General features: G+C 71.2%; 19 protein-coding genes. 10 read left to right on the plus strand and 9 right to left on the minus strand.

Going from position 1 to position 20,293, the window contains the following annotated elements:
- Nucleotides 1-6: 6 nt before the first annotated feature.
- The 3 genes from ACIQM0_RS28225 to ACIQM0_RS28235 form a co-directional block, all read right to left on the minus strand.
- The gene (locus ACIQM0_RS28225) at nt 7-1,113 is read right to left on the minus strand and encodes an AI-2E family transporter (RefSeq protein ID WP_401291782.1); all 1,107 of its coding nucleotides are present in this window, start codon (nt 1,111-1,113) and stop codon (nt 7-9) included.
- 84 nt (nt 1,114-1,197) lie between these two features.
- Nucleotides 1,198-2,154, minus strand: coding sequence for a pirin family protein (locus tag ACIQM0_RS28230; protein WP_363021089.1), 957 nt, complete (start codon nt 2,152-2,154; stop codon nt 1,198-1,200).
- A 152-nt stretch (nt 2,155-2,306) separates the two neighbouring features.
- A complete protein-coding gene (locus tag ACIQM0_RS28235; RefSeq protein ID WP_018522179.1) occupies nt 2,307-2,747 on the minus strand; it encodes an SseB family protein in 441 nt (146 codons plus the stop codon).
- Between the two features lie 205 nt (nt 2,748-2,952).
- Here ACIQM0_RS28235 and ACIQM0_RS28240 point away from each other — a divergent pair, with 205 nt between their 5' ends.
- The 7 genes from ACIQM0_RS28240 (at nt 2,953) to ACIQM0_RS28270 (ending at nt 11,249) form a co-directional block, all read left to right on the plus strand.
- A complete protein-coding gene (locus tag ACIQM0_RS28240) occupies nt 2,953-4,779 on the plus strand; it encodes an acyl-CoA dehydrogenase (protein WP_401291786.1) in 1,827 nt (608 codons plus the stop codon).
- A gap of 88 nt (nt 4,780-4,867) precedes the next feature.
- A complete protein-coding gene (locus ACIQM0_RS28245) occupies nt 4,868-5,056 on the plus strand; it encodes a hypothetical protein (RefSeq protein ID WP_401291789.1) in 189 nt (62 codons plus the stop codon).
- A gap of 58 nt (nt 5,057-5,114) precedes the next feature.
- Complete coding sequence (locus ACIQM0_RS28250; RefSeq protein WP_401291792.1) at nt 5,115-5,792, plus strand: hypothetical protein; 678 nt, start codon at nt 5,115-5,117, stop codon at nt 5,790-5,792.
- A gap of 61 nt (nt 5,793-5,853) precedes the next feature.
- Entirely contained in the window at nt 5,854-7,152 is a 1,299-nt protein-coding gene (locus ACIQM0_RS28255; protein WP_401291795.1) for a M18 family aminopeptidase, read from the plus strand.
- Between the two features lie 99 nt (nt 7,153-7,251).
- Nucleotides 7,252-7,470, plus strand: a complete 219-nt coding sequence (locus ACIQM0_RS28260; RefSeq protein WP_363021084.1) for a DUF6458 family protein — start codon at nt 7,252-7,254, stop codon at nt 7,468-7,470.
- A 123-nt stretch (nt 7,471-7,593) separates the two neighbouring features.
- A complete protein-coding gene (locus ACIQM0_RS28265) occupies nt 7,594-10,419 on the plus strand; it encodes a BTAD domain-containing putative transcriptional regulator (protein ID WP_401291798.1) in 2,826 nt (941 codons plus the stop codon).
- Nucleotides 10,420-10,580: 161 nt separating this feature from the next.
- Nucleotides 10,581-11,249 (plus strand): DUF4232 domain-containing protein, encoded by a 669-nt coding sequence (locus tag ACIQM0_RS28270; RefSeq protein WP_401291801.1) that lies wholly within the window; start codon nt 10,581-10,583, stop codon nt 11,247-11,249.
- Between the two features lie 31 nt (nt 11,250-11,280).
- Here the strand turns inward: ACIQM0_RS28270 and ACIQM0_RS28275 are convergent, their stop codons facing one another.
- Nucleotides 11,281-13,092, minus strand: coding sequence for an NHL domain-containing thioredoxin family protein (locus tag ACIQM0_RS28275; protein ID WP_401291804.1), 1,812 nt, complete (start codon nt 13,090-13,092; stop codon nt 11,281-11,283).
- A gap of 64 nt (nt 13,093-13,156) precedes the next feature.
- Here ACIQM0_RS28275 and ACIQM0_RS28280 point away from each other — a divergent pair, with 64 nt between their 5' ends.
- On the plus strand, nt 13,157-13,648 hold the full coding sequence (locus ACIQM0_RS28280; protein ID WP_401291807.1) for an LURP-one-related/scramblase family protein: 492 nt from the start codon (nt 13,157-13,159) through the stop codon (nt 13,646-13,648).
- Between the two features lie 53 nt (nt 13,649-13,701).
- Here the strand turns inward: ACIQM0_RS28280 and ACIQM0_RS28285 are convergent, their stop codons facing one another.
- Nucleotides 13,702-14,502, minus strand: a complete 801-nt coding sequence (locus ACIQM0_RS28285) for a carbon-nitrogen family hydrolase (RefSeq protein WP_401291809.1) — start codon at nt 14,500-14,502, stop codon at nt 13,702-13,704.
- A 178-nt stretch (nt 14,503-14,680) separates the two neighbouring features.
- Between ACIQM0_RS28285 and ACIQM0_RS28290 the strand changes: the two genes are divergently transcribed.
- Nucleotides 14,681-15,505, plus strand: a complete 825-nt coding sequence (locus tag ACIQM0_RS28290) for a maleylpyruvate isomerase family mycothiol-dependent enzyme (protein ID WP_401291812.1) — start codon at nt 14,681-14,683, stop codon at nt 15,503-15,505.
- Nucleotides 15,506-15,626: 121 nt separating this feature from the next.
- On the opposite strand, the gene ACIQM0_RS28295 is transcribed toward ACIQM0_RS28290, so the two are convergent.
- Together ACIQM0_RS28295 and ACIQM0_RS28300 are read right to left on the minus strand one after the other, a co-directional pair.
- A complete protein-coding gene (locus ACIQM0_RS28295; protein WP_401291815.1) occupies nt 15,627-16,937 on the minus strand; it encodes a nitrate/nitrite transporter in 1,311 nt (436 codons plus the stop codon).
- Entirely contained in the window at nt 16,934-17,608 is a 675-nt protein-coding gene (locus ACIQM0_RS28300) for a GntR family transcriptional regulator (protein WP_401291818.1), read from the minus strand. The genes ACIQM0_RS28295 and ACIQM0_RS28300 overlap by 4 nt, the downstream gene beginning before the upstream one ends.
- A gap of 208 nt (nt 17,609-17,816) precedes the next feature.
- Between ACIQM0_RS28300 and ACIQM0_RS28305 the strand changes: the two genes are divergently transcribed.
- Nucleotides 17,817-18,716 carry a D-alanyl-D-alanine carboxypeptidase family protein gene (locus tag ACIQM0_RS28305; RefSeq protein WP_401291821.1) on the plus strand — a complete coding sequence of 300 codons (900 nt, stop codon included), beginning with the start codon at nt 17,817-17,819 and terminating at the stop codon, nt 18,714-18,716.
- A 75-nt stretch (nt 18,717-18,791) separates the two neighbouring features.
- Here the strand turns inward: ACIQM0_RS28305 and ACIQM0_RS28310 are convergent, their stop codons facing one another.
- Entirely contained in the window at nt 18,792-19,070 is a 279-nt protein-coding gene (locus tag ACIQM0_RS28310; RefSeq protein ID WP_401291824.1) for a hypothetical protein, read from the minus strand.
- 300 nt (nt 19,071-19,370) lie between these two features.
- Nucleotides 19,371-20,018, minus strand: a complete 648-nt coding sequence (locus ACIQM0_RS28315) for an ankyrin repeat domain-containing protein (protein ID WP_401291826.1) — start codon at nt 20,016-20,018, stop codon at nt 19,371-19,373.
- Nucleotides 20,019-20,293: the final 275 nt, after the last annotated feature.

Below are 20,293 nucleotides of genomic sequence, written 5' to 3' on the forward strand. Positions count from 1 at the left end.
CCGCCCTCAGACGCCGGACGGGCTCGGTGGTGCGTCCGGGGCCGGGTCCGCGTCGGCTGTCGCGTCCGGTGGGGGCAGCCGGCCGTTGCGGAGTTCGCCGAGGATGCCGAAGGCCGCCGCGCACACCGGGACCGCGAGCAGCATCCCGAGCAGGCCCGCCACGCCGGCGCCCGCCGTCAGCGCGATCATGATCGTGGCGGGGTGCATCTGGACCGTACGGCTCTGGATCAACGGCTGGAGGATGTGGCCCTCCAGCACCTGCACGGCGAGCACCACCCCGAGCGCCCAGAGCGCGATCACGAAACCCCGGTCGGCGAGCGCCACCAGTACCGCCACGGTGCCGGAGATGAAGGCCCCGAGATACGGGATGTAGGCGCCGACCAGGACCAGCGCGCCCAGCCCCACCGCACCGGGCACGCGCAGGATCAGCAGGCCGACCGTGATGCAGACGGCGTCGATGAACGCGATGAACGTCGTACCGCGCATGAAGCCCTCGACGGCCTCGAACGCCCGCCGGCCCATCGCCTCGATCAGGTCGCCCGCGCCGCGCGGGGCGACGGAGTGCGCGAGGTGCGCGGCCCGGTCGGAGTCGCGCAGGAAGAAGAAGGTCAGCAGGAGCGCGAGCACGCTCGTGGCGATGAGCGTACCGACCAGGGTGAGGCCGCTCAGGAGCCCGCCCGCGGCGCTCGCGCCGAACTTCTCGACGAGCGTCTTGGCGTTGTCGGCCAGATCGTCCACATTCGTGTTGCCCGCGATCCCGAAGTGGTCGACGACCCACTGACCCGCGTCCTTCAGCGACCGGACGATCTGGTCGCCGGTGTCGATGAGCGCGGTGACCACGATGTAGCCGGCGCCGCCGACCACCGCGACGAGCAGCGCGCAGGTGAATCCCGCCGCCACCGAACGGTTCACCCCGTGCGCGGTCAGCCTGCGGTGGACCGGACCGAGCAGGGCCGTACCGAGCAGCGCGAGCAGGACGGGGGTGAGGGCGGTCTTGAGGGCGACGCACAGCCAGATGGCCACCGCGGCGACGCCGGTGACCAGCAGCACGACACCGCACCAGGCGGCCATCCGCCGCGCGCCGATGGGCAGGAGGGGCTTCCGGTTCTGCACCCTCCCACCCGATCACGCCGCGGGGCCGGTGTCCCGCCCGCGCCGCCGTACGAGTGACGAACCGTCATACGGCGGCGGCTCCGCTCACATCCCGTGGACGGCGGGAACGGTGCCGAGGCGGCCGGCCTGGAAGTCCTCGAAGGCTTGCTTCAGTTCGGCCTGGCTGTTCATCACGAACGGCCCGTAGTGCGCCATCGGCTCCCGGATGGGACGCCCGCCGAGGAGGACGACCTCCAGCTCCGGGGTGTTGCCGTCCTGCTGCTCGTCCGCGCGGACGGTCAGCGAGGAGCCGGCGCCGAAGACGGCGGTCTGGCCCATGTGGACGGGCCGGCGGTCCTCACCCACGGTGCCGCGGCCCGCGAGCACGTACGCGAGGCCGTTGAAGTCCTCGCGCCACGGCAGCGTCACCTCGGCGCCGGGGCGCACGGTGGCGTGGATCATCGTGATGGGGGTGTGGGTGACGCCGGGGCCCTCGTGGCCGTCGAGCTCGCCCGCGATCACCCGGAGCAGCGCGCCGCCGTCCGGGGAGGCGAGCAGCTGGACCTGGCCACCGCGGATGTCCTGGTAGCGCGGGGCCATCATCTTGTCGGCCTTGGGCAGGTTCACCCAGAGCTGGAGGCCGTGGAAGAGGCCGCCCGACATGACGAGCGACTCCGGCGGCGCCTCGATGTGGAGCAGCCCGGACCCGGCCGTCATCCACTGGGTGTCGCCGTTCTGGATGGTGCCGCCGCCACCGTTGGAGTCCTGGTGCACGAAGGTGCCGTCGATCAGGTAGGTGACGGTCTCGAAGCCGCGGTGCGGGTGCCAGGGGGTGCCCTTCGGCTCACCGGCCGCGTACTCCACCTCACCCATCTGGTCCATCATGATGAACGGGTCGAGGTGCTTGTAGTTGATCCCCGCGAACGCGCGGCGCACGGGGAACCCCTCGCCCTCGAACCCACTGGGCGCCGTGGTCACGGCAAGCACGGGACGGGCCACGGCGTCGGCCGAGGCGGCGACCTTGGGCAGGGTCAGCGGGTTTTCGACGGTTACTGCGGGCATGGGAGCCACCTCCGGGGACTGTTCTGCAATCAATTTAGTTGAATGGTGAACATCTAGCAAGGCGGCTTCCATTCCCGCACCGTCCGGAGCAGCGAAAGGGGCCCGTACCGCTCGGCAGTACGAGCCCCTTCCGGGGAAGTCGGGGTCGGCGGTCAGCCGTACATGCGGCGCATCGCGAAGTCGACCATCTGCTCCACGGCCTTGGCGTCGAAGACCATGCGGTGCTCGCCCTCCATGTCCAGGACGAAGCCGTAGCCGGTGGGCAGCAGATCGATCACCTCGGCGCCGGTGATCACGAAGTACTTGGACTCCTTGCCCGCGTAGAGCCGCAGTTCCTTGAGCGTGGTGAACATCGGGATGACCGGCTGCTGGGTGTTGTGCAGCGCGAGGAAGCCCGGATTGTCACCGCGCGGGCAGTAGACCTTCGACGTCGCGAAGATCTGCTGGAAGTCCTCGGCGGCCAGCGAACCGGTGGTGAAGGCCCGTACCGCGTCGCCCAGCGAGGGCGGCGAGGGTTCGGGATACAGCGGCTGCTCGCCGTAGCCGCCACCCATCGGCTGCTGTGCGCCCTGATTCTGGTCGTAGCCGTACATGGGACAAAGAGTAATCGGACACATCTCTGGCTTGAGGGGTTGCGTCTTATTACTGACGGGTAGCATCATCGTAGAGGTCAGCTGATACGTCCGGGCCCCGCCCGGTCCCCGACCGCGCGGCAGACCGGTATCCGCGAGCCCGTCGCCCGATCCTCACCCTCCACGGGGCGCTGCGCGCCACTGCTATTGATTACGGAGCCTTCCCATGGGGCACTACAAGTCGAATCTCCGCGACATCGAGTTCAACCTCTTCGAGGTCCTCGGGCGCGACAAGCTGTACGGCACCGGCCCGTTCGCGGAGATGGACGTCGAGACCGCGAAGAGCATCCTCGACGAGGTCGCCCGCCTCGCGGAGAACGAGCTCGCCGATTCGTACGCCGACGCCGACCGCAACCCCCCGGTCTTCGACCCGGAGACCGGCACCGCACCGGTCCCGGACAGCTTCAAGAAGTCCTACCAGGCCTTCATGGACTCCGAGTACTGGCGCCTGGGCCTCCCCGAGGAGATCGGCGGCACGACCTCCCCGCGCTCCCTGATCTGGGGCTACGCGGAACTGCTGCTCGGCGCCAACCCGGCCGTGTGGATGTACTCCTCCGGCCCGGCCTTCGCCGGCATCCTCTTCGACGAGGGCAACGAGGCGCAGAAGAAGATCGCCGAGATCGCCGTCGAGAAGCAGTGGGGCTCGACGATGGTGCTGACCGAGCCGGACGCCGGTTCCGACGTCGGCGCGGGCCGCACGAAGGCCGTCGAGCAGGAGGACGGCTCCTGGCACATCGAGGGCGTGAAGCGCTTCATCACCTCGGGCGAGCACGACATGTCCGAGAACATCATTCACTACGTACTGGCCCGCCCCGAGGGCGCCGGACCGGGCACCAAGGGCCTCTCGCTCTTCATGGTCCCGAAGTTCCACTTCGACTGGACGACCGGCGAGCTGGCCGAGCGCAACGGCGTGTACGCGACGAACGTCGAGCACAAGATGGGCCTCAAGGCGTCCAACACCTGCGAGATGACGTTCGGCGACCGGCACCCCGCCAAGGGCTGGCTGATCGGTGACAAGCACGACGGCATCCGCCAGATGTTCCGCATCATCGAGTTCGCCCGCATGATGGTCGGCACGAAGGCCATCGCGGCGCTCTCGACGGGCTACCTGAACGCGCTGGAGTACGCCAAGGAGCGCGTCCAGGGCACCGACCTGTCGCAGTTCATGGACAAGACGGCCCCCAAGGTCACCATCACGCACCACCCCGACGTGCGCCGCTCGCTCATGACGCAGAAGGCGTACGCCGAGGGCATGCGCTCCCTCGTGCTGTACACCGCCTCCGTCCAGGACGCGATCCAGGAGAAGGAGGCCGCGGGCGAGGACGCCAAGGCGCTGCACGGCCTCAACGACCTGCTGCTCCCGATCGTGAAGGGCTACGGCTCGGAGAAGTCGTACGAGCAGCTGGCGCAGTCGCTCCAGACGTTCGGCGGCTCCGGGTACCTCCAGGAGTACCCGATCGAGCAGTACATCCGTGACGCCAAGATCGACACGCTGTACGAGGGCACGACGGCGATCCAGGGCCAGGACTTCTTCTTCCGGAAGATCGTCCGCGACCAGGGCGCCTCGCTCAACACGCTCTCCGAGGAGATCAAGAAGTTCCTCTCGGGCGCCCAGGGCAACGAGGAGCTGTCCGGCGCGCTGGACTCGCTCGCCAAGGCCGCCGTGGACCTGGAGGCGATTGTCGGCACGATGATCACCGACCTCACCGCGACCGGCGAGGACGTGAAGAACATCTACAAGGTGGGCCTGAACACCACCCGCCTGCTGCTCGCCTCCGGCGACGTCGTCGTCGGCTACCTGCTGCTCAAGGGCGCGGCCGTGGCCGCCGAGAAGCTGCCGACCGCCTCCGCGAAGGACGCCGCCTTCTACCGGGGCAAGATCGCCGCCGCGAAGTTCTTCGCCGCGAACGTCCTGCCCGGTGTCGGCGCCGAGCGCGCGCTCGCCGAGTCCGTCGACAACTCCCTGATGGAGCTGGACGAGGCCGCGTTCTAGGGCCGAACGAGAGGCCGTGGGCCGCACCGCTCACGATCGTCAACACGCACCGTCACCCGGACACGCTTTCGGGTGGCGGTGCTGTCGTATGGCGTGGGTGCGCCGGGTACGGGTCCGAGAATCCCGTCCATGGGAGGAACCCTGGCTGCTGAGTCACTGCCCGGCTCGCTGCACCGCCGGACTGACGGCTGCACCGTGGGGCGTCCACCGCGACCGGCTCAAGCTCTCGGTGCCGTACGACATCGATGTCGATCTGACGGCGATCGACAAGCTGTAGCGGCCGTCCCCCGCCTCTTCCTATGATCGGGACCCGGTTCCGAGGGAGAGGCCGGCGCATGAGTCGTCCGGACAAGCGGTGGTACGTACGGGGCATGGCGGGCGGCGCTGCGGCGCTGCTGCTCGCGGGCTGCGGCAGCGGCGACAGCGGCGGGGACAGTGCCGCGAAGGCGCTCGGGAAGGCGGAGGTCGCCTCGGTCCTGCCGGACGCGAAGGCGGTGCCGGGCTGGCGGACCCAGCTGAGGCCGGAGGCCCAGGCACGGAACCCGGAGCTCCCCCCGCCGCCCTGCGTGACCACGTCGGAGAAGGAGCACGGGACGGCCTGCGACCCGGTCACCTTCTGGGGCGCATCGGCCTACGTGCGCGAGTCCGACGCCGCCTCGCTGAACTTCTGGACGCTCGCGTACAAGGACGAGAAGACGGCCGGCGCCGCCTATGACGCGCTCGCCGACTACTACGGCGGCGACCGGGTCGGCGTGGGCGCGAAGCCGGTGCCGATCGGGGAGCCGGGCCAGGAGCGCGTGTCCAACCGGGCGGACACCGGCACGATGGGCGGGCCGGGCAGCATCACCCAGATCCGGGTCGGGACGACGGTCCTCGGCGTCAGCACCGGCACCGCCCAGGGCACCGCGGCCCTCTCCGACGATCAGGTCAAGGCCCTCGCCGCCATGTTCGCCGAGCGCGCCCGGCAGGCGCAGGACGGCGACAGGCCTTCCGCGGCGCTGCCCGGACGATAGCGGCGTCGCACCGGGGGATGACGGTGAATTCTCGTCCACGGGCCTGGTTACAGTGAAGAACATGAGTTCTTCCCTCCGCTTCGACCGCGGGCACACCGACGATCTGATGGCCTTCCTGATGGCCGGCCCCTCCCCGTACCACGCCGTGGCGACCGCCGCGTCGAGGCTGGAGGAGGCCGGTTTCCGGCAGGTCGAGGAGACGGCGGCCTGGGACGGGTCCAGCGGCGGCAAGTACGTCCTGCGCGGCGGCGCGATCGTGGCCTGGTACGTGCCCGAGGGCGCGGAGGCACACACCCCGTTCCGGATCGCCGGGGCGCACACCGACTCGCCGAACCTGCGCGTGAAGCCCATGCCCGACACGGGCGCCTACGGCTGGCGGCAGATCGCCGTGGAGGTCTACGGCGGCACGCTCCTCAACACCTGGCTGGACCGGGACCTCGGCCTCGCCGGGCGGATCTCGCTGCGCGACGGCACGCACCGGCTCGTCGACATCGACCGGCCGCTGCTGCGCGTTCCGCAGCTGGCCGTGCACCTGGACCGGACGGCCAACCCCGACGGCCTCAAGCTCGACCGCCAGAAGCACATGCAGCCGATCTGGGGCCTCGGCCAGGTGGAGGAGGGCGACCTCATCCGGTTCGTCGCCGAGGAGGCGGGCGTCGACGCCGAGGACATCACCGGCTGGGACCTGATGCCGCACCCCGTCGAGGCGCCGTCCTACCTGGGCCGTGACCGCGAGCTGGTGGCCGGGCCCCGGATGGACAACCTGCTCTCGGTGCACGCGGCGGTCGCGGCGCTCGCCGCCGTCGCCGGACAGCCCGACGCGGAGATCCCGTACATCCCGGTACTGGCCGCCTTCGACCACGAGGAGAACGGCTCGCAGTCCGACACCGGCGCGGACGGACCGCTGCTCGGCACGGTCCTGGAGCGTTCCGTGTTCGCCCGCGGCGGTACGTACGAGGACCGCGCCCGCGCCTTCGCCGGCACCGTCTGCCTCTCCTCCGACACCGGCCACGCGATCCACCCCAACTACGGCGAGCGGCACGACCCGACGCACCACCCGGTCGTCAACGGCGGACCGATCCTCAAGGTCAACGTCAACATGCGGTACGCGACCGACGGCAGCGGCCGGGCCGTGTTCGCGTCGGCGTGCGAGAAGGCGGGCGTGCCGTGGCAGACGTTCGTCTCCAACAACTCGATGCCGTGCGGCACCACGATCGGCCCGATCACCGCCGCCCGGCACGGCATCCAGACCGTCGACATCGGCGTGGCCATCCTGTCGATGCACAGCGCCCGTGAGCTGTGCGGCGCCGACGACCCGCACCTGCTGGCGACCGCGCTGGCGTCGTTCCTCGCGGGCTGACCGGGACGACAAGCCCCGTCGCAGACATGGTCGTTGCCGGGCCGGGTACTCGCTCCGTACACGGACCGGAGCTTCCGGGCTGTCAAGGAGGCGGAACTCATGGGACTCGGAGGATGCTTCATTCTCATCGGTGCGGGGGCGATACTCGCGTTCGCGACCGACTGGGAGATGGACAGCGTCAACGTCGACATGGTCGGCTGGATCATGATGATCGTCGGCGTCATCGGCGTCTTCGTCTACGCGAGCGTCATGCGGCGCCGCCGCATGGTTGTGCCCCCCACCACCACAGTGGTTTCCGAGGACGAACGCCGCTTGTGATCCGGCCGGGTGCGCCCGTCGGACCGGGCGCACCCCCTCCCCGCCCGCCGGGGAAGCCGGATATTCTCGAACCTCGTCCGTGACCCGGCGCCGGGCGCGTCATGCCCGGAGGGGGAGCAGCTCGTGGAGTTCCGGCTGCTCGGCACCGTCTGCGTCGACACGCTGACGGGGCCGCTGCCACTCGGCCCCGCCAAGCGCCGCAGTCTGCTCGCCGCCCTGTTGCTGCGCGCGAACACCCCCGTGTCCGTGGCCCGGCTGACGGACTGTCTTTGGGACGACGCCCCTCCCCTGCACGCCCGCACCGTCATCCAGGGCCATGTGTCCCGGCTGCGCGCCCTGTTGACGGGCGCGGACGCGGAGACGTACGGGGTCGAGCTGGCGACGCTCGGCGACGCGTACGTGCTGCGGGTGCCGGAGCCCCTGCTCGACTCCCATCGGTTCGAGGAACTGCTCATGCTGGCCCGGGAGCAGCGCAGCCCGGCCGACAGCGTGCTGATGCTGAAGGAGGCCCTGTCGCTGTGGGAGGGACCGGCGCTCACCGGTACGTACCCCAGCGCCCCGCTCCAGGCGGCCGCGCACGCACTGGAGGAGTCCCGGCTCACGACCGTGGAGCAACTGGCGCACGCCTACGCCGTGCTGGGTGAACACCACCGGGCGGCGGCGGTGCTGCGGGCCGAGGCCGTGGCCCATCCGATGCGGGAGTCGCTGGCGGCGGCCCTGCTGACGGCGCTGCACCGGTCGGGGCGCCAGTCGGAGGCGCTGGACTGGTTCCACCGCACGCGGCGGCTGCTCGCCGACGAGCTGGGCATCGGCCCCGGACGCGAACTGGCGGACGCGTACGCGCGGATCCTCCGCGGCACCCCGGAACCCGAACCGGGCCCGCCGGACCACGCGGCGGCGGGAGCGGCGACCACGACGGGGGACGGCGCCGGGGACGTGGTGCCGGGCGGCACCGGAGCCGGTACGTCATGCGGCGCCGGAGCCGGTACGCCTTGTGGCGTCGCGTCAGGTGCCGCCGGGAGCGGTGATCCCCGCCCCGTTGATCTGTTGCCCCGCGCCCCCCGCGGCTTCCAGGGCCGGGCGGCCGAGCTGGCCGCGCTCTCCCGGGCGGCGGCCGGTGAGGCGCCCGTCTGCCTGGTCACCGGACCGGCCGGGGTGGGCAAGACCGCGCTGGCCCTGCACTGGGCGCGCCGCTCCCCCGCCGCGTTCCCGGACGGCCGGCTCTTCGCCGATCTGCGCGGGTTCGGCGACACGGGCCGGCCGACGCCGCTGGAGGTCCTGCGCGAGTTCCTGCTCGCGCTCGGCGTCGCGCCCCGCCGGGTCCCGGAGTCCGCCCAGGCCGCCGCCGCGCTGTTCCGCTCGCTGACCGACCGGCGCAGCCTGCTCGTCATCCTCGACAACGCCCGCGACTCGGCCCAGGTCAGGCCGCTGCTGCCGGGCGGCACCGGCTGCGTCACGCTGGTCACCAGCCGGCATCGGCTGGACGGCCTCATCGCCTCGGACGCCGCCCGTCCGGTACCGCTGGACGTGCTCGAACCGCCGGACGGCACCGCGCTGCTGGCCGGGGTGCTCGGTGAGGAGCGGGTGCTCGCCGAACCGGTGGCGGCCCGTCGGCTGGCCGAGCTGTGCGGCGGGCTGCCGCTCGCCCTGCGGGTCACGGCGGCCCGGCTGGCGGGCCGCCCGCACCGGACGCTCGCCGGGACGGCCGACGAACTGGCCGACGAGCGCAGCCGGCTGACGTATCTCGACGTGGAGGACACCGGGGTCTCCGCCGCGCTGCGGCTGACCGTGCAGCAGCTCCCGCCCGACGCCGTCCACCACTTCGCCCGGCTCGGCCACCACCCCGGCAACCACTTCGACCGGTACACCGCCGCCGCGCTCGCGGGCAGCGACCCGGTCGTCGCCGCGGCTGCGCTGGAGCGGCTCGCCGCGGCCCATCTCGTCGGCGAGACGAGTCCCGGGCGCTGGGTGCTGCACGATCTGGTGCGCCTCTACGCCCGCGGCCTCGATCCCGCGTCCGGGCCCGACGCCCTCCTCGGCGTCCTGGACCACTGCATCGCGACCGCGCTCGCCGCCGCCGACACGGCCGAGCCGGGCGGCGAGCCCTGCTTCGTGCTGCCGGACGACTACCGGCGGCCGGCCGCCGTACGGGATTTCACCGACCGGGCGGAGGCGATGAACTGGCTGGCCACCGAGCGCGAGGACCTGTCCCTGGCGGCCGCGGCCGCCCGCGCGGCCGGTCTCGACGACCGCGCCTGGCGGATCATCCTGCTCCAGTGGCCGCATGTGGTGTGGCGGGCCAGGGACGGCTGGGCCCCGGTCCTGGAACTGGCGCTGGACGCGGCGGCCGCGCGGAGCGACCCGTACGCCGAGTCGCGCGTGCGCAATCTGCTGGGCTGGGTGCTCTCGGAGGAGGGCAGGACCACGGACGCCGAGATGATGCTGGCGCCCTCGCCCGGTCTGGCCCGGCGGGCCGGTGACCGGCTCGGTGAGGCGACGGCCCTGATCAACCTGGCGATCGTCCACGCCGAACAGGGCGGTCCGGACGAGGCGATGGAGGGCTGCGGGCGAGCCCTCGCGCTGGCCAGGCAGGAGCGCGACGCGCACACCGAGATGCTCGCCCTCCAGCACCTCGCCCGGATGCAGCTCACGGCCGGCCGGCCGCGGGACGCCCTGGACTCCGCCCGGACCGCGTTCGATCTGGGTCCCGAGCAGGAGGAGGCCGCCCGTCGCGTACTCCTGCTGGCCGTCAGCGGCGAGGCGCACCTGGCCCTCGGCACGGAGGGCGAGGGCGTCCGGCTGCTGGACCTGGCGGCCGCGGAGGCGGAGCGCGCCGGGTACGACGAGGGCGCGGTGGGGTCGCTGGAGGCGCTGCTGCGGGTGACCTCGGGGGCGGAGTACGTGCGGCGGTACGAACAGGCGCTACGGCGGCTCGCCGACGCCGGGTGACCGGCGGGTGACCCACGGGCGCGCGGTGCGGCCGGCGTCACCGGGACGTTAGCCGGACGGCAGCGGAACGTGAGCGGCACCCGGAAGACTCACGGCTGTCAGCCGGGCGGGCGCGACTCACCGACGCGCCGTCGCCTCACCGCCCGCACGGGGGAAACCACATGTCTGCCTTCCGCTACCGCACCACGGCCCTGGCCGCCACGACCACCGCCGTACTCGCCCTGGCACTCACCGCCTGCGGCGGTGACAACGGCACCGGCACCAGGTCGGAGGGCCCGGCGAGCAAGTCCGCGCACGGCGTTGCCAAGTCCGCGCACGGCACCGCTGCCAAGGACGACACCCCGGCCAGAAAGGGCGCCCCGGCCAAGACCCCCGTGACCGCCGAGGGCGGCACCACCGGGTCCGCGAGCACCCCGCTCTGCACCACCGAGGACGTCAGGATCAGCGCCGCCACCCAGGACGGCCCGCCCTCCACGCACCTCGTCCTGACGGCGAAGAACACCTCGGGCCACAGGTGCGAGATGAAGGGCTTCCCGCAGATCCAGTTCCTGGAGAGCCACAAGCGGAACATCCCGTCGGTCGCCAGGAGCAAGCCCGAGGCCCCCGTCGTGCTCGACGCCGGCGCACCGGCGTACGCGCTGGTGAAGCTGTCGGACGGGGGCGCCGACGAGGACGTGGAGCCCGTGACCGCGTTCGCCGTGCGGCTCCAGGGCGGCGACGGCCAGGCCACCGTGCGGGCACCCGGCGCCGAGGGCATCGCCGTCGACCCGGCGACGTACAGGACGGGCTACTGGACGTACGAGCTGCGCGACGGCGCCGACGACTTCTGAACCGCTCGTCCCCGTCCCCTCCGGACGGCTGTCAGCCCTGCGCGTCCATCCCGGCGAGCACGAGTGGCAGCCGGGGCGTCCCCGCCGCACTGACGCGGACGGGGACGCCCCAGTCCTGCTGGTGGACATGGCAGGCCGGGTACTCGTTCGCGGGATCGTCGTCGCAGGACGCGGCCATCGCCGAGACGTGCAGGACGCCCTCGGTCACCCCGTCCGCGAGGACCAGATCGCGGAACAGATCGGTGCCCGCGCCCTCGCCCCCGGCCAGCAGCTCCGGCGGGGTCGAGGAGACCAGCAGCCGGGTCGAGGGCCCGTACCGGGTGTCCAGCTTCTGGCCGGCGGGCGCCTGGAAGACGACGTCGAGCCGGAGGGTGCCCGGGGCGATCTCGGTGGCGACGCGCTGGGTGCGGTGCGCCTGACCGGCGACGCGTACCGCCTCCTCGGGCAGTCGCAGCCTGGTCAGCCGGTGCCGGGCGGACTCGACGACCACGAGATCGCCGTCCACCAGCACGGCGTCGCTGGGCTCGCGCAGATCCGTGGCGAGCGTGGTGACCTCACCGCTCGCCGGGTCGTAGCGGCGCAGGGCGTGGTTGTACGTGTCGCAGACGGCGACGGACCCGTCGGGCAGCGCGGTGACGCCCAGCGGGTGCTGGAGCAGCGCCTGCTCAGCGGCCCCGTCGCGGTGGCCGAAGTCGAAGAGTCCGGTGCCGACGGCGGTGTGGACGGCGCCCTCCAGGTCGACGTAGCGCAGCGCGGACGTCTCCGAGTCGGCGACCCAGAGCCGGTCGGCGGTGGCGGCGAGCCCGGACGGCTGGGCGAACCAGGCCTCGGCTCCCGGACCGTCGACCAGGCCCTCGTTCGTGGTGCCGGCCGCGACCCGCACGGTGCCGTCGGCGGGGTCGTACGTCCACAGCTGGTGCACACCCGCCATGGCGATCCAGAGCCTGTCGCCGAACCAGGCGACGTCCCACGGCGAGGAGAGGTCGACCTCGCGGCCCGCGCCGCTGGTCGGCGCCCCCTGCCACCACTGGCGGCCACTGCCCGCGAGGGTGGTCGTCGCACCGGTGGTGAGGTCGAGCGCGCGGATCGCGTGGTTCACCGTGTCGGCGACGGCGATCCGCCCGTCGGGCAGCACCGCCAGCCCCTGCGGCTCGCTGAACCGGACCTCCTCGGGCCCGCCGTCGGTGAACCCGCGGTCGCCGGTGCCGAAGTGGCGCCGGACGGTCTCGCCGTCCGCGTCCAGCTCGACCAGCCGGTGGCGGGTGGTGTCGGAGACCAGGAAGCCGCCGTCGGCCAGCAGCAGCGCCTTACCGGGGAACCGCAGGTGCGTCGCGACCGGCTCGGGCGCCACGTACGGCCCGTCGCCGCGTCGCAGGGTGCCCTTCGCGGCGTGCTCGGCCTCCAGCTCCTCGACCAGCTTCTCGATGGCGTGGGCGTGGCCCTCGCCCGCGTGCTGGGCGACGACATAGCCCTCGGGGTCGACGACGACGAGCGTCGGCCAGGCGCGTACGGCGTACTGCTTCCAGGTGGCGAGCTCGGGATCGTCCAGCACCGGGTGGTGCACCTCGTACCGCTCGACGGCGTCGACCACGGCCTGGTGCTCCGCCTCGTGGACGAACTTCGGCGAGTGGACGCCGATGATCACCACGGTGTCGCGGTGCTTCTCCTCCAGCTCGCGCAGCTCATCGAGGACATGCAGGCAGTTCACACAGCAGAACGTCCAGAAGTCCAAGATCACGATGCGTCCTCGCAGGTCAGCGAGGGTGTACTGCTGGTCGCCTGTATTGAGCCAGCCGCCCTTGCCGATCAGTTCGGGGGCCCTGACGCGCGCACGTGTTGCCATGTCAACAGTCAACATCACCGTGGCGTCCACGCATTCCACAGGTACCTCGGGGAACCTGTGAGCCATGAGACTTCTCGTACGTGAGCGAGTGTTCGGCATCGGCGACGACTACTGGATCGAGGACGCGGACGGCCGCAAGGTCTTCCTCGTCGACGGCAAGGCCATGCGGCTGCGTGACACCTTCGAGCTGAAGGACGCACAGGGCCGGATCGTCGTCGAGATCAAGCAGAAGCTGATCAGCCTGCGCGACACGATGCTGATCGAGCGGGACGGCGAGCAGCTGGCCAAGGTCAAGCGGAAGCGCCTCTCGCTGCTCCGCAACCACTACCGGGTGACGCTGGTGGACGGCACCGAGCTCGACGTCAGCGGCAAGATCCTGGACCGCGAGTTCGCGGTGGACTACGACGGGGAGCTGCTGGCCCAGATCTCGCGCCGCTGGCTGACCGTCCGGGACACGTACGGGATCGACATCGTGCGGGACGACGCCGACACGGCGCTGTTGATCGCGGTGGCGGTGTGCGTGATCGTGCTCGCGGAGAAGGAGCACGACGACTGAGCACCGGCGGTGCCTGTTTCACGTGAAACAGGCACCGGTCCGTGCGGAAGGGCTCAGCCGCGAGCAGCCGGCGGCGCGAGCCCCAGGCGGCGGTCCTTGAGGGCCGGGAACTGCTCCCGGGTGGCGGTGACCCTCGACGGGTCGAACTCCACGCTCAGCACCTCCTCGTCCGCGCCCGCCTCCGCGAGCACCTCGCCCCAGGGGTCGACGACGATGCTGTGCCCGGCCTGCGGGACTCCGGCGTGGGTACCGGCGCATCCGACGGCCAGTACGTACGCCTGGTTCTCGACGGCCCGCGCCTGGGCGAGCAGCGTCCAGTGGGCGCGGCGGCGCTCGGGCCAGCCCGCCGCGACGACCAGGGTCTCGGCGCCCGCGTCGACCAGCCCGCGGAACATCTCCGGGAAGCGCAGGTCGTAGCAGGTGGCGAGGCCGATCGTGGTCTGCGGCAGGGCGAGCGTGACCAGTTCGTCGCCGGCGCCCATCATGACCGCCTCGCCCTTGTCGAAGCCGAAGCGGTGGATCTTGCGGTACGCGGCGGCCCGCTCACCCTCGGGGGTGAAAACGAGCGTGGTGTTGTAGAGCGTGCCGTCGTCGGCCCGCTCGACGAAGGAACCGGCGTGCAGCCATACCCCGGCACCGGCGGCGGCCTTGGCCATCACCTCGTGCGTGGGGCCGGAGAGCGGTTCGGCCTCGTCCTCGAACTCCGTGTAGGCGAAGGCCCCGACCGGCCAGAGCTCGGGCAGGACCACCAGATCCGCGCCCCGTTGGGCCGCGACCAGCGAAGCCGCTCGCTCCCTGCGGGCATCGATGGATTCGTCCGGGTCTACTGCGATCTGGAGGAGAGAGGCGCGCACACTACCACCGTCCTGGCATATGAGCCGTCAACACGGGCCTACGATCGTCACACGAAAGCACTGCCGGGGTGCCTGCTCGCAGCGTAACTTGGACCGACCGAACCTCACTGCAGCTCGCAGCCCGCCGTCCGCGCCCAGTTCTCCAGCCCATGCACCGCAGAACCGCACGAGGGGTCCCGTGACCGTCCATCCCAGCCTCCAGACCTACGCCGACGCCTGGACCCATTCCATCGAGTCGATAGCCGAGCTGGTGAACCCGCTCACCGAGGGGGAGTGGAACGGCCGTACTCCATGTCCCAACTGGTCGGTGCGCGACATCGTGTCGCACATCATCGGCATGGAGTGCGAGCAGCTCGGCGACCCGCGCCCCATCCACACACTTCCGCGCGATCTCTACCATGTGCAGAGCGACTTCGCCCGCTACATGGAGATGCAGGTCGATGTGCGGCGCCACCACACCGCGCCGGAGATGACCTCCGAGCTGGAGTACACGATCATCCGCCGGGCCCGTCAGCTGCGCAACGAGACGCGTGACCCGGAGACCATGACGCGGGCGCCGCTCGGCGCCGAGCAGACCCTCGAACTGGCGCTGCGGATGCGCGCCTTCGACGTCTGGGTGCACGAGCAGGATCTGCGCACGACGCTGGGGAAGCCCGGCAATCTGGACTCCCCCGGTGCCGCGATCGTCCGGGACACCCTCCTGGCCGCGCTGCCCAAGGTGGTCGCCAAGGACGCGGGCGCACCGCCCAACTCGGCGGTCGTGCTGGATGTGCACGGACCGGTGGAGTTCCTGCGGACCGTCCGGGTCGACGCGGAGGGCCGCGGTTCGGTGGACGGCGCGCCGTCGCTGGGCCCCGCGGTGACGCTGGCGATGGACTGGGAGACGTACGTACGGCTGGCCTGCGGCCGGGTGCGGGCGAGCACGGTCGCGGACGACATCAAGGCCGAGGGCGACCAGGAGCTGGCCGCCGCCATCCTGCAGAACTTCGCCGTCACCCCGTAGTCACCGCAAACCGGCGCCCCGTCACGGCAACCGGCGACGCCCGCCCCGCGAAGGGGGACGGGCGCGCCGCCGTTTCCACGGAGGCGTCCGCGTTTCCACGGATACGCCGCCGTCTCCGCGGTCACGCGGGTACGTGCACGGCCTCCACCCGGCTGATCACGTGGTACTCGCGCTCCCGGTGCGCGGCCCTGGCCCGCAGCCGCAGGATCTGCACGACCCCGAGCGCCTCCAGGACGAAGACCGAGGCGAACGCGATGCGGTAGTTGTCGCCGGTCGCGTCCAGCAGCACACCGACGGCGAACAGCGTGGTCATCGACGCGACGAAGCCGCCCATGTTGACGATCCCCGACGCGGTGCCCTGGCGCTCCGGCGGGTTGGCCGGGCGGGCGAAGTCGAAGCCGATCATCGACGCGGGTCCACAGGCGCCGAGCACCACGCACAGCGTGATCAGCAGCCACATCGGCGCGTGGTCCCCGGGGTGCAGGATGGCCGACGCCCAGAGCAGTGCCGTCATCGCGACGGTGCCCAGCGCGAGCGGGACACGGGCCGCGTGGTGGCGGGCGATGATCTGCCCGTAGACGAGGCCGACGGCCATGTTGGAGAGCACCACCAGGGTGAGCAGCTCCCCCGCGGTCCCCCGGCTCAGCCCCTGCGCCTCGACGAGGAACGGCATCCCCCACAGCAGCAGGAACACCATGGCCGGGAACTGGGTGGTGAAGTGCACCCACATCCCGAGCCGGGTGCCGGGTTCCCGCCAGGCGGCGGCGATCTGCCTGCGCACGTACGCCCCGCCGGCGTGCTCGGCTGGCGGCGGCGCGTGCCCCTCGGGGTGGTCCTTCAGGAAGAGGAGCAGCAGGACCAGCACCACGACCCCGGCGAGCGAGCTGCCGACGAACGTGGTGGTCCAGCCGAGGCCGTGCAGGGAGCGGGCGATCACCAGCGTCGAGACGAGGTTGCCCGCCATCCCGAAGAGGGCGGCGACCTGCCCGATCATCGGGCCGCGCCGGGCCGGGAACCAGCGCGCGCCCAGCCGCAGCACGCTGATGAACGTCATCGCGTCACCACAGCCCAGCAGGGCGCGGGAGGCCAGCGCGGCACCGTACGAGGGGGAGAGCGCGAAGCCGAGCTGCCCGAGGGTGAACAGGACGGCGCCGATGGTGAGCACCTTCTTGGTGCCCAGCCGGTCCACCATCAGGCCGACGGGTATCTGCATGCCCGCGTAGACGAGCAGCTGGAGGATGGAGAAGGTGGAGAGCGCGGAGGCGTTGACGTCGAACCGGTCGGCGGCGTCGAGCCCGGCGACGCCCAGGCTGGTCCGGAAGATGATGGCGACGAAGTAGACGGCGACCCCGATGCCCCAGACCCGGGCGGCACGCCGCCCGCCGGGCGGATCGCCGGGCAGGGACAGGGTGGGGGAGGCGGCGGAACTCACCGGTCCTCACCCCTGACCAGCACCTTGACCCGGCTCACATGACGGCGCACGACGTGCGCGGCACCGTCCGCGTCACCGGCCCTGATCGCGTCCAGCAGCTCGCCGTGCTCGGCGATGTTGGCGGCGATCCTGCCGGGGTGGGCCTCCATGACGGCGACGCCCATCCGCAGCTGGCGGTCGCGCAACTGGTCGTAGAGGCGGGACAGGATCTCGTTGCCGGCATGCCGGACGATCTCGGCGTGGAAGCAGCGGTCCTTCACCGAGACGGCCGCCAGATCGCCGGCCTCCGACATCTGCCGCTGCTCGTCGAGGAGCTCCTCCAGCCGGGCGATCAGCTTCGCCGACGCGGGCACGGCCCGGCGCACGGCGAACTCCTCGACGAGCAGCCGGGTCTCCACGACGTCCGCGATCTCCTGCGCGGAGACGGCGAGCACCAGGGCGCCCTTCTTCGGATAGAGCTTGATCAGCCCCTCCACCTCCAGCCGGAGCAGCGCCTCGCGCACGGGGGTGCGGGAGACCCCCACGGCGTCCGCGAGGTCGCCCTCTGTGAGGAGCGTCCCGCCCTCGTACCGGCGGTCCAGGACCGCTTCCTTGATGTGGGTGTAGACGCGCTCGGCGGCGGGGGGCCGCTTCACGGGCGGGCGGACGGGGGGCGCGGCTGGAGCAGGCATGCGCACAGCATAGATACAACATGGACGCATGACGCAACCGTTCCAGTATGCGGACGGCCACAGCCTGTACCCGCCCGTGGAATCCGCACCACGGGATGTCGTGGAAAATCACTCCTCGTGCGCCACAACCATTCACCGGCCTGATGAGTCTCATCAGCGCGCGGCACCCTCATGTGGCCGCATTCCAGGGGCATTTGGAGCGTTCAACTTGAATATCGGCATTAAGGGCATAAGGCGCGTATCGGCCACCGCTACGGTCGCCCTCACCGCAGGTGCCGTCATCGCGGGAGGCGCGTTCGCCTCCCAGGCTCAGGCCGCCGCGCCGAAGCCGCCGACGATCGTCGCCAAGGGCGGCTTCGTGATGAACAACGGCACCGGAAAGACCCTCTTCACCAAGGCCGCGGACACCCGCCGTTCGACCGGCTCGACCACGAAGATCATGACCGCCCGGGTGGTGCTGGCCCAGAAGGGCCTCAACCTGAATTCCAAGGTCACGGTCCAGAAGGCGTACAGCGACTACATCGTCTCCAAGGGCGCGTCCTCGGCCCGCCTCATCGTGGGCGACAAGGTCACGGTCGGGCAGCTGCTGTACGGCCTGATGCTGCCGTCCGGCTGCGACGCCGCGTACGCGCTGGCCGACAAGTTCGGCTCCGGCTCCACGCGCGCCGCCCGGGTGAAGTCGTTCATCGGCAAGATGAACAGCACCGCGAAGACGCTCGGGCTGAAGAACACCCACTTCGACTCGTTCGACGGCATAGGGAACGGGTCCAACTACTCGACCCCGCGCGACCTGACGAAGCTCGCCAGCAGCGCGATGAAGTACTCCACCTTCCGCACCGTCGTGAAGACGAAGTCGACGAAGCAGAAGGTCACGACGAAGAGCGGTGGCTACCGCTACATGTCGTGGACGAACACCAACAAGCTGCTGGGCACGTACAGCGGCGCGATCGGTGTGAAGACCGGCTCCGGCCCGGCTGCCAAGTACTGCCTGGTCTTCGCCGCGACCCGCAGCGGCAAGACGGTCATCGGTACGGTCCTGACGGCCACGTCCGAGTCCACCCGGACCGCGGACGCGAAGAAGCTCATGGACTACGGCTTCAAGAAGTAACCCGGCCCAGGCCGGTCCTGGCCGACGTCACGGAGGAGGGGTCCCGCGGAGAGCTCGCGGGGCCCCTTCCACGTCTCAGGTGGCCGGCCCGTCCTCCGCTGCCTTGTGCGCACGCGCGTGACGGCTACGGAAGTGTTCCATGACGGCTGCGCCGAGGAGCACCAGCCCGATGGCGATGATCTTGCCCACCTGGTAGCCGACCACCGGCACGTCCGCGTCGCCGGAGCCCAGGAACGCCCACAGCGCCCAGGCGACCCCGGCGATGATGACGAGGACCGCCCCCACCGGGCCGATGCCCCACCACCACGGCGCCTCGGGATGCAGGTCGGACTTGTCGTGCTCGTTGTTCGCCAAGGCTGTTCTCCAGCTGATGAAACGGGTAGCGGTGCCCAGCGCCGTCACGGGCCGGGAACCTGGAGAGACGCGTGGCGCGGACCATCGGGTTGCCCGCTACACGGCTCTTCCCCGGCACCTGCCCACAACATCCTTTTGCACGCTCCGATTTCGCGGAAATCGACATCCGGGGAGCCGGCCGCGACGTCCTCCGGCCGGCTGTCCCGTGTCATCGAACCTGGACCGTTTGCCACGGAAGTTGGGCGACCGGTGGTTCCGTGACAGCGAAGTTGGGGCGGGCGGGTGCCCCCTGAGCGATCGCTACGCCAGATTCCCGGCTTCCGTCCCGGGCTCTTGGCCCGGGCCAGGCGCGACATCTACAGCAAGGAGGGCGACGGCGATGCGTTCGGTCTTACGCCGACGCCCCGGATGACGTCCGAGACGTTCACGCGCGGCGGCCAGGGTCTCGGCCGAGGGGACGGCACCGCGGCCGAGCAGGCGCTGCACCATCTCTTCCTGCCCGAACCCGACCGCCCAGTCCAGGGCGGTCCTGTGCTTCATCACCGCGTTGATGTCCACCCCACGGTCCAGCAGCAGGTTTACTGTTTGCGGGTGTCCCTCGTCGCCGGTCGTGGCTGCCAGCACCAGCGGTACGTAGCCCAGCCGGCCCTGGGCCCCGGTACGGGCACCGGCATCGAGAAGAACCCCGACAACCGCCGTGTGCCCACGGCTCGCCGCCAGGCACAGCGGCGTCGACTCCTGGTACTCACCCGCCCGCTGCTCCAGATCAGCCCCCGCTCCGACGAGTCGGCGGACAACATCGGCATGCCCCTGCTCCACCGCCCGGTCCAGCGCCGTACGCCCATCACGGTTCGGCGTATCCACCGCGGCACCCTGCTCTAGCAGTCGGGCTACCTCGATTACGTCGCCGTCGCCCGCCGACCTCACCAGTTGATCCGCGATGTCCATACCTCGATCGTTCCGGGCCTCCTGGCCGGGGGAACACCGGGGTCGCCCAACAGTGCGATTCACCCGCCATCGAGGTGGAGCCCGAACTGCGGACTCTGGGCCGGTCCAACTTCGCTGTCACAGAACCACCGGTCGTCCAACTTCAGTGGCGAACGGTCCAGGTTCGATGGCACAGGACACCGGCTGACCGCTCTCATCCAATCGAGTCGTTTACTCAGCGAACCCAGTCGTTTGGCCTTCCGTCTCAGTGAACCTAGGCGCGTAGGTGATCGCGC

The organism is Streptomyces sp. NPDC091387, from assembly GCF_044756945.1.
Taxonomy (GTDB): Bacteria; Actinomycetota; Actinomycetes; order Streptomycetales; family Streptomycetaceae; genus Streptomyces.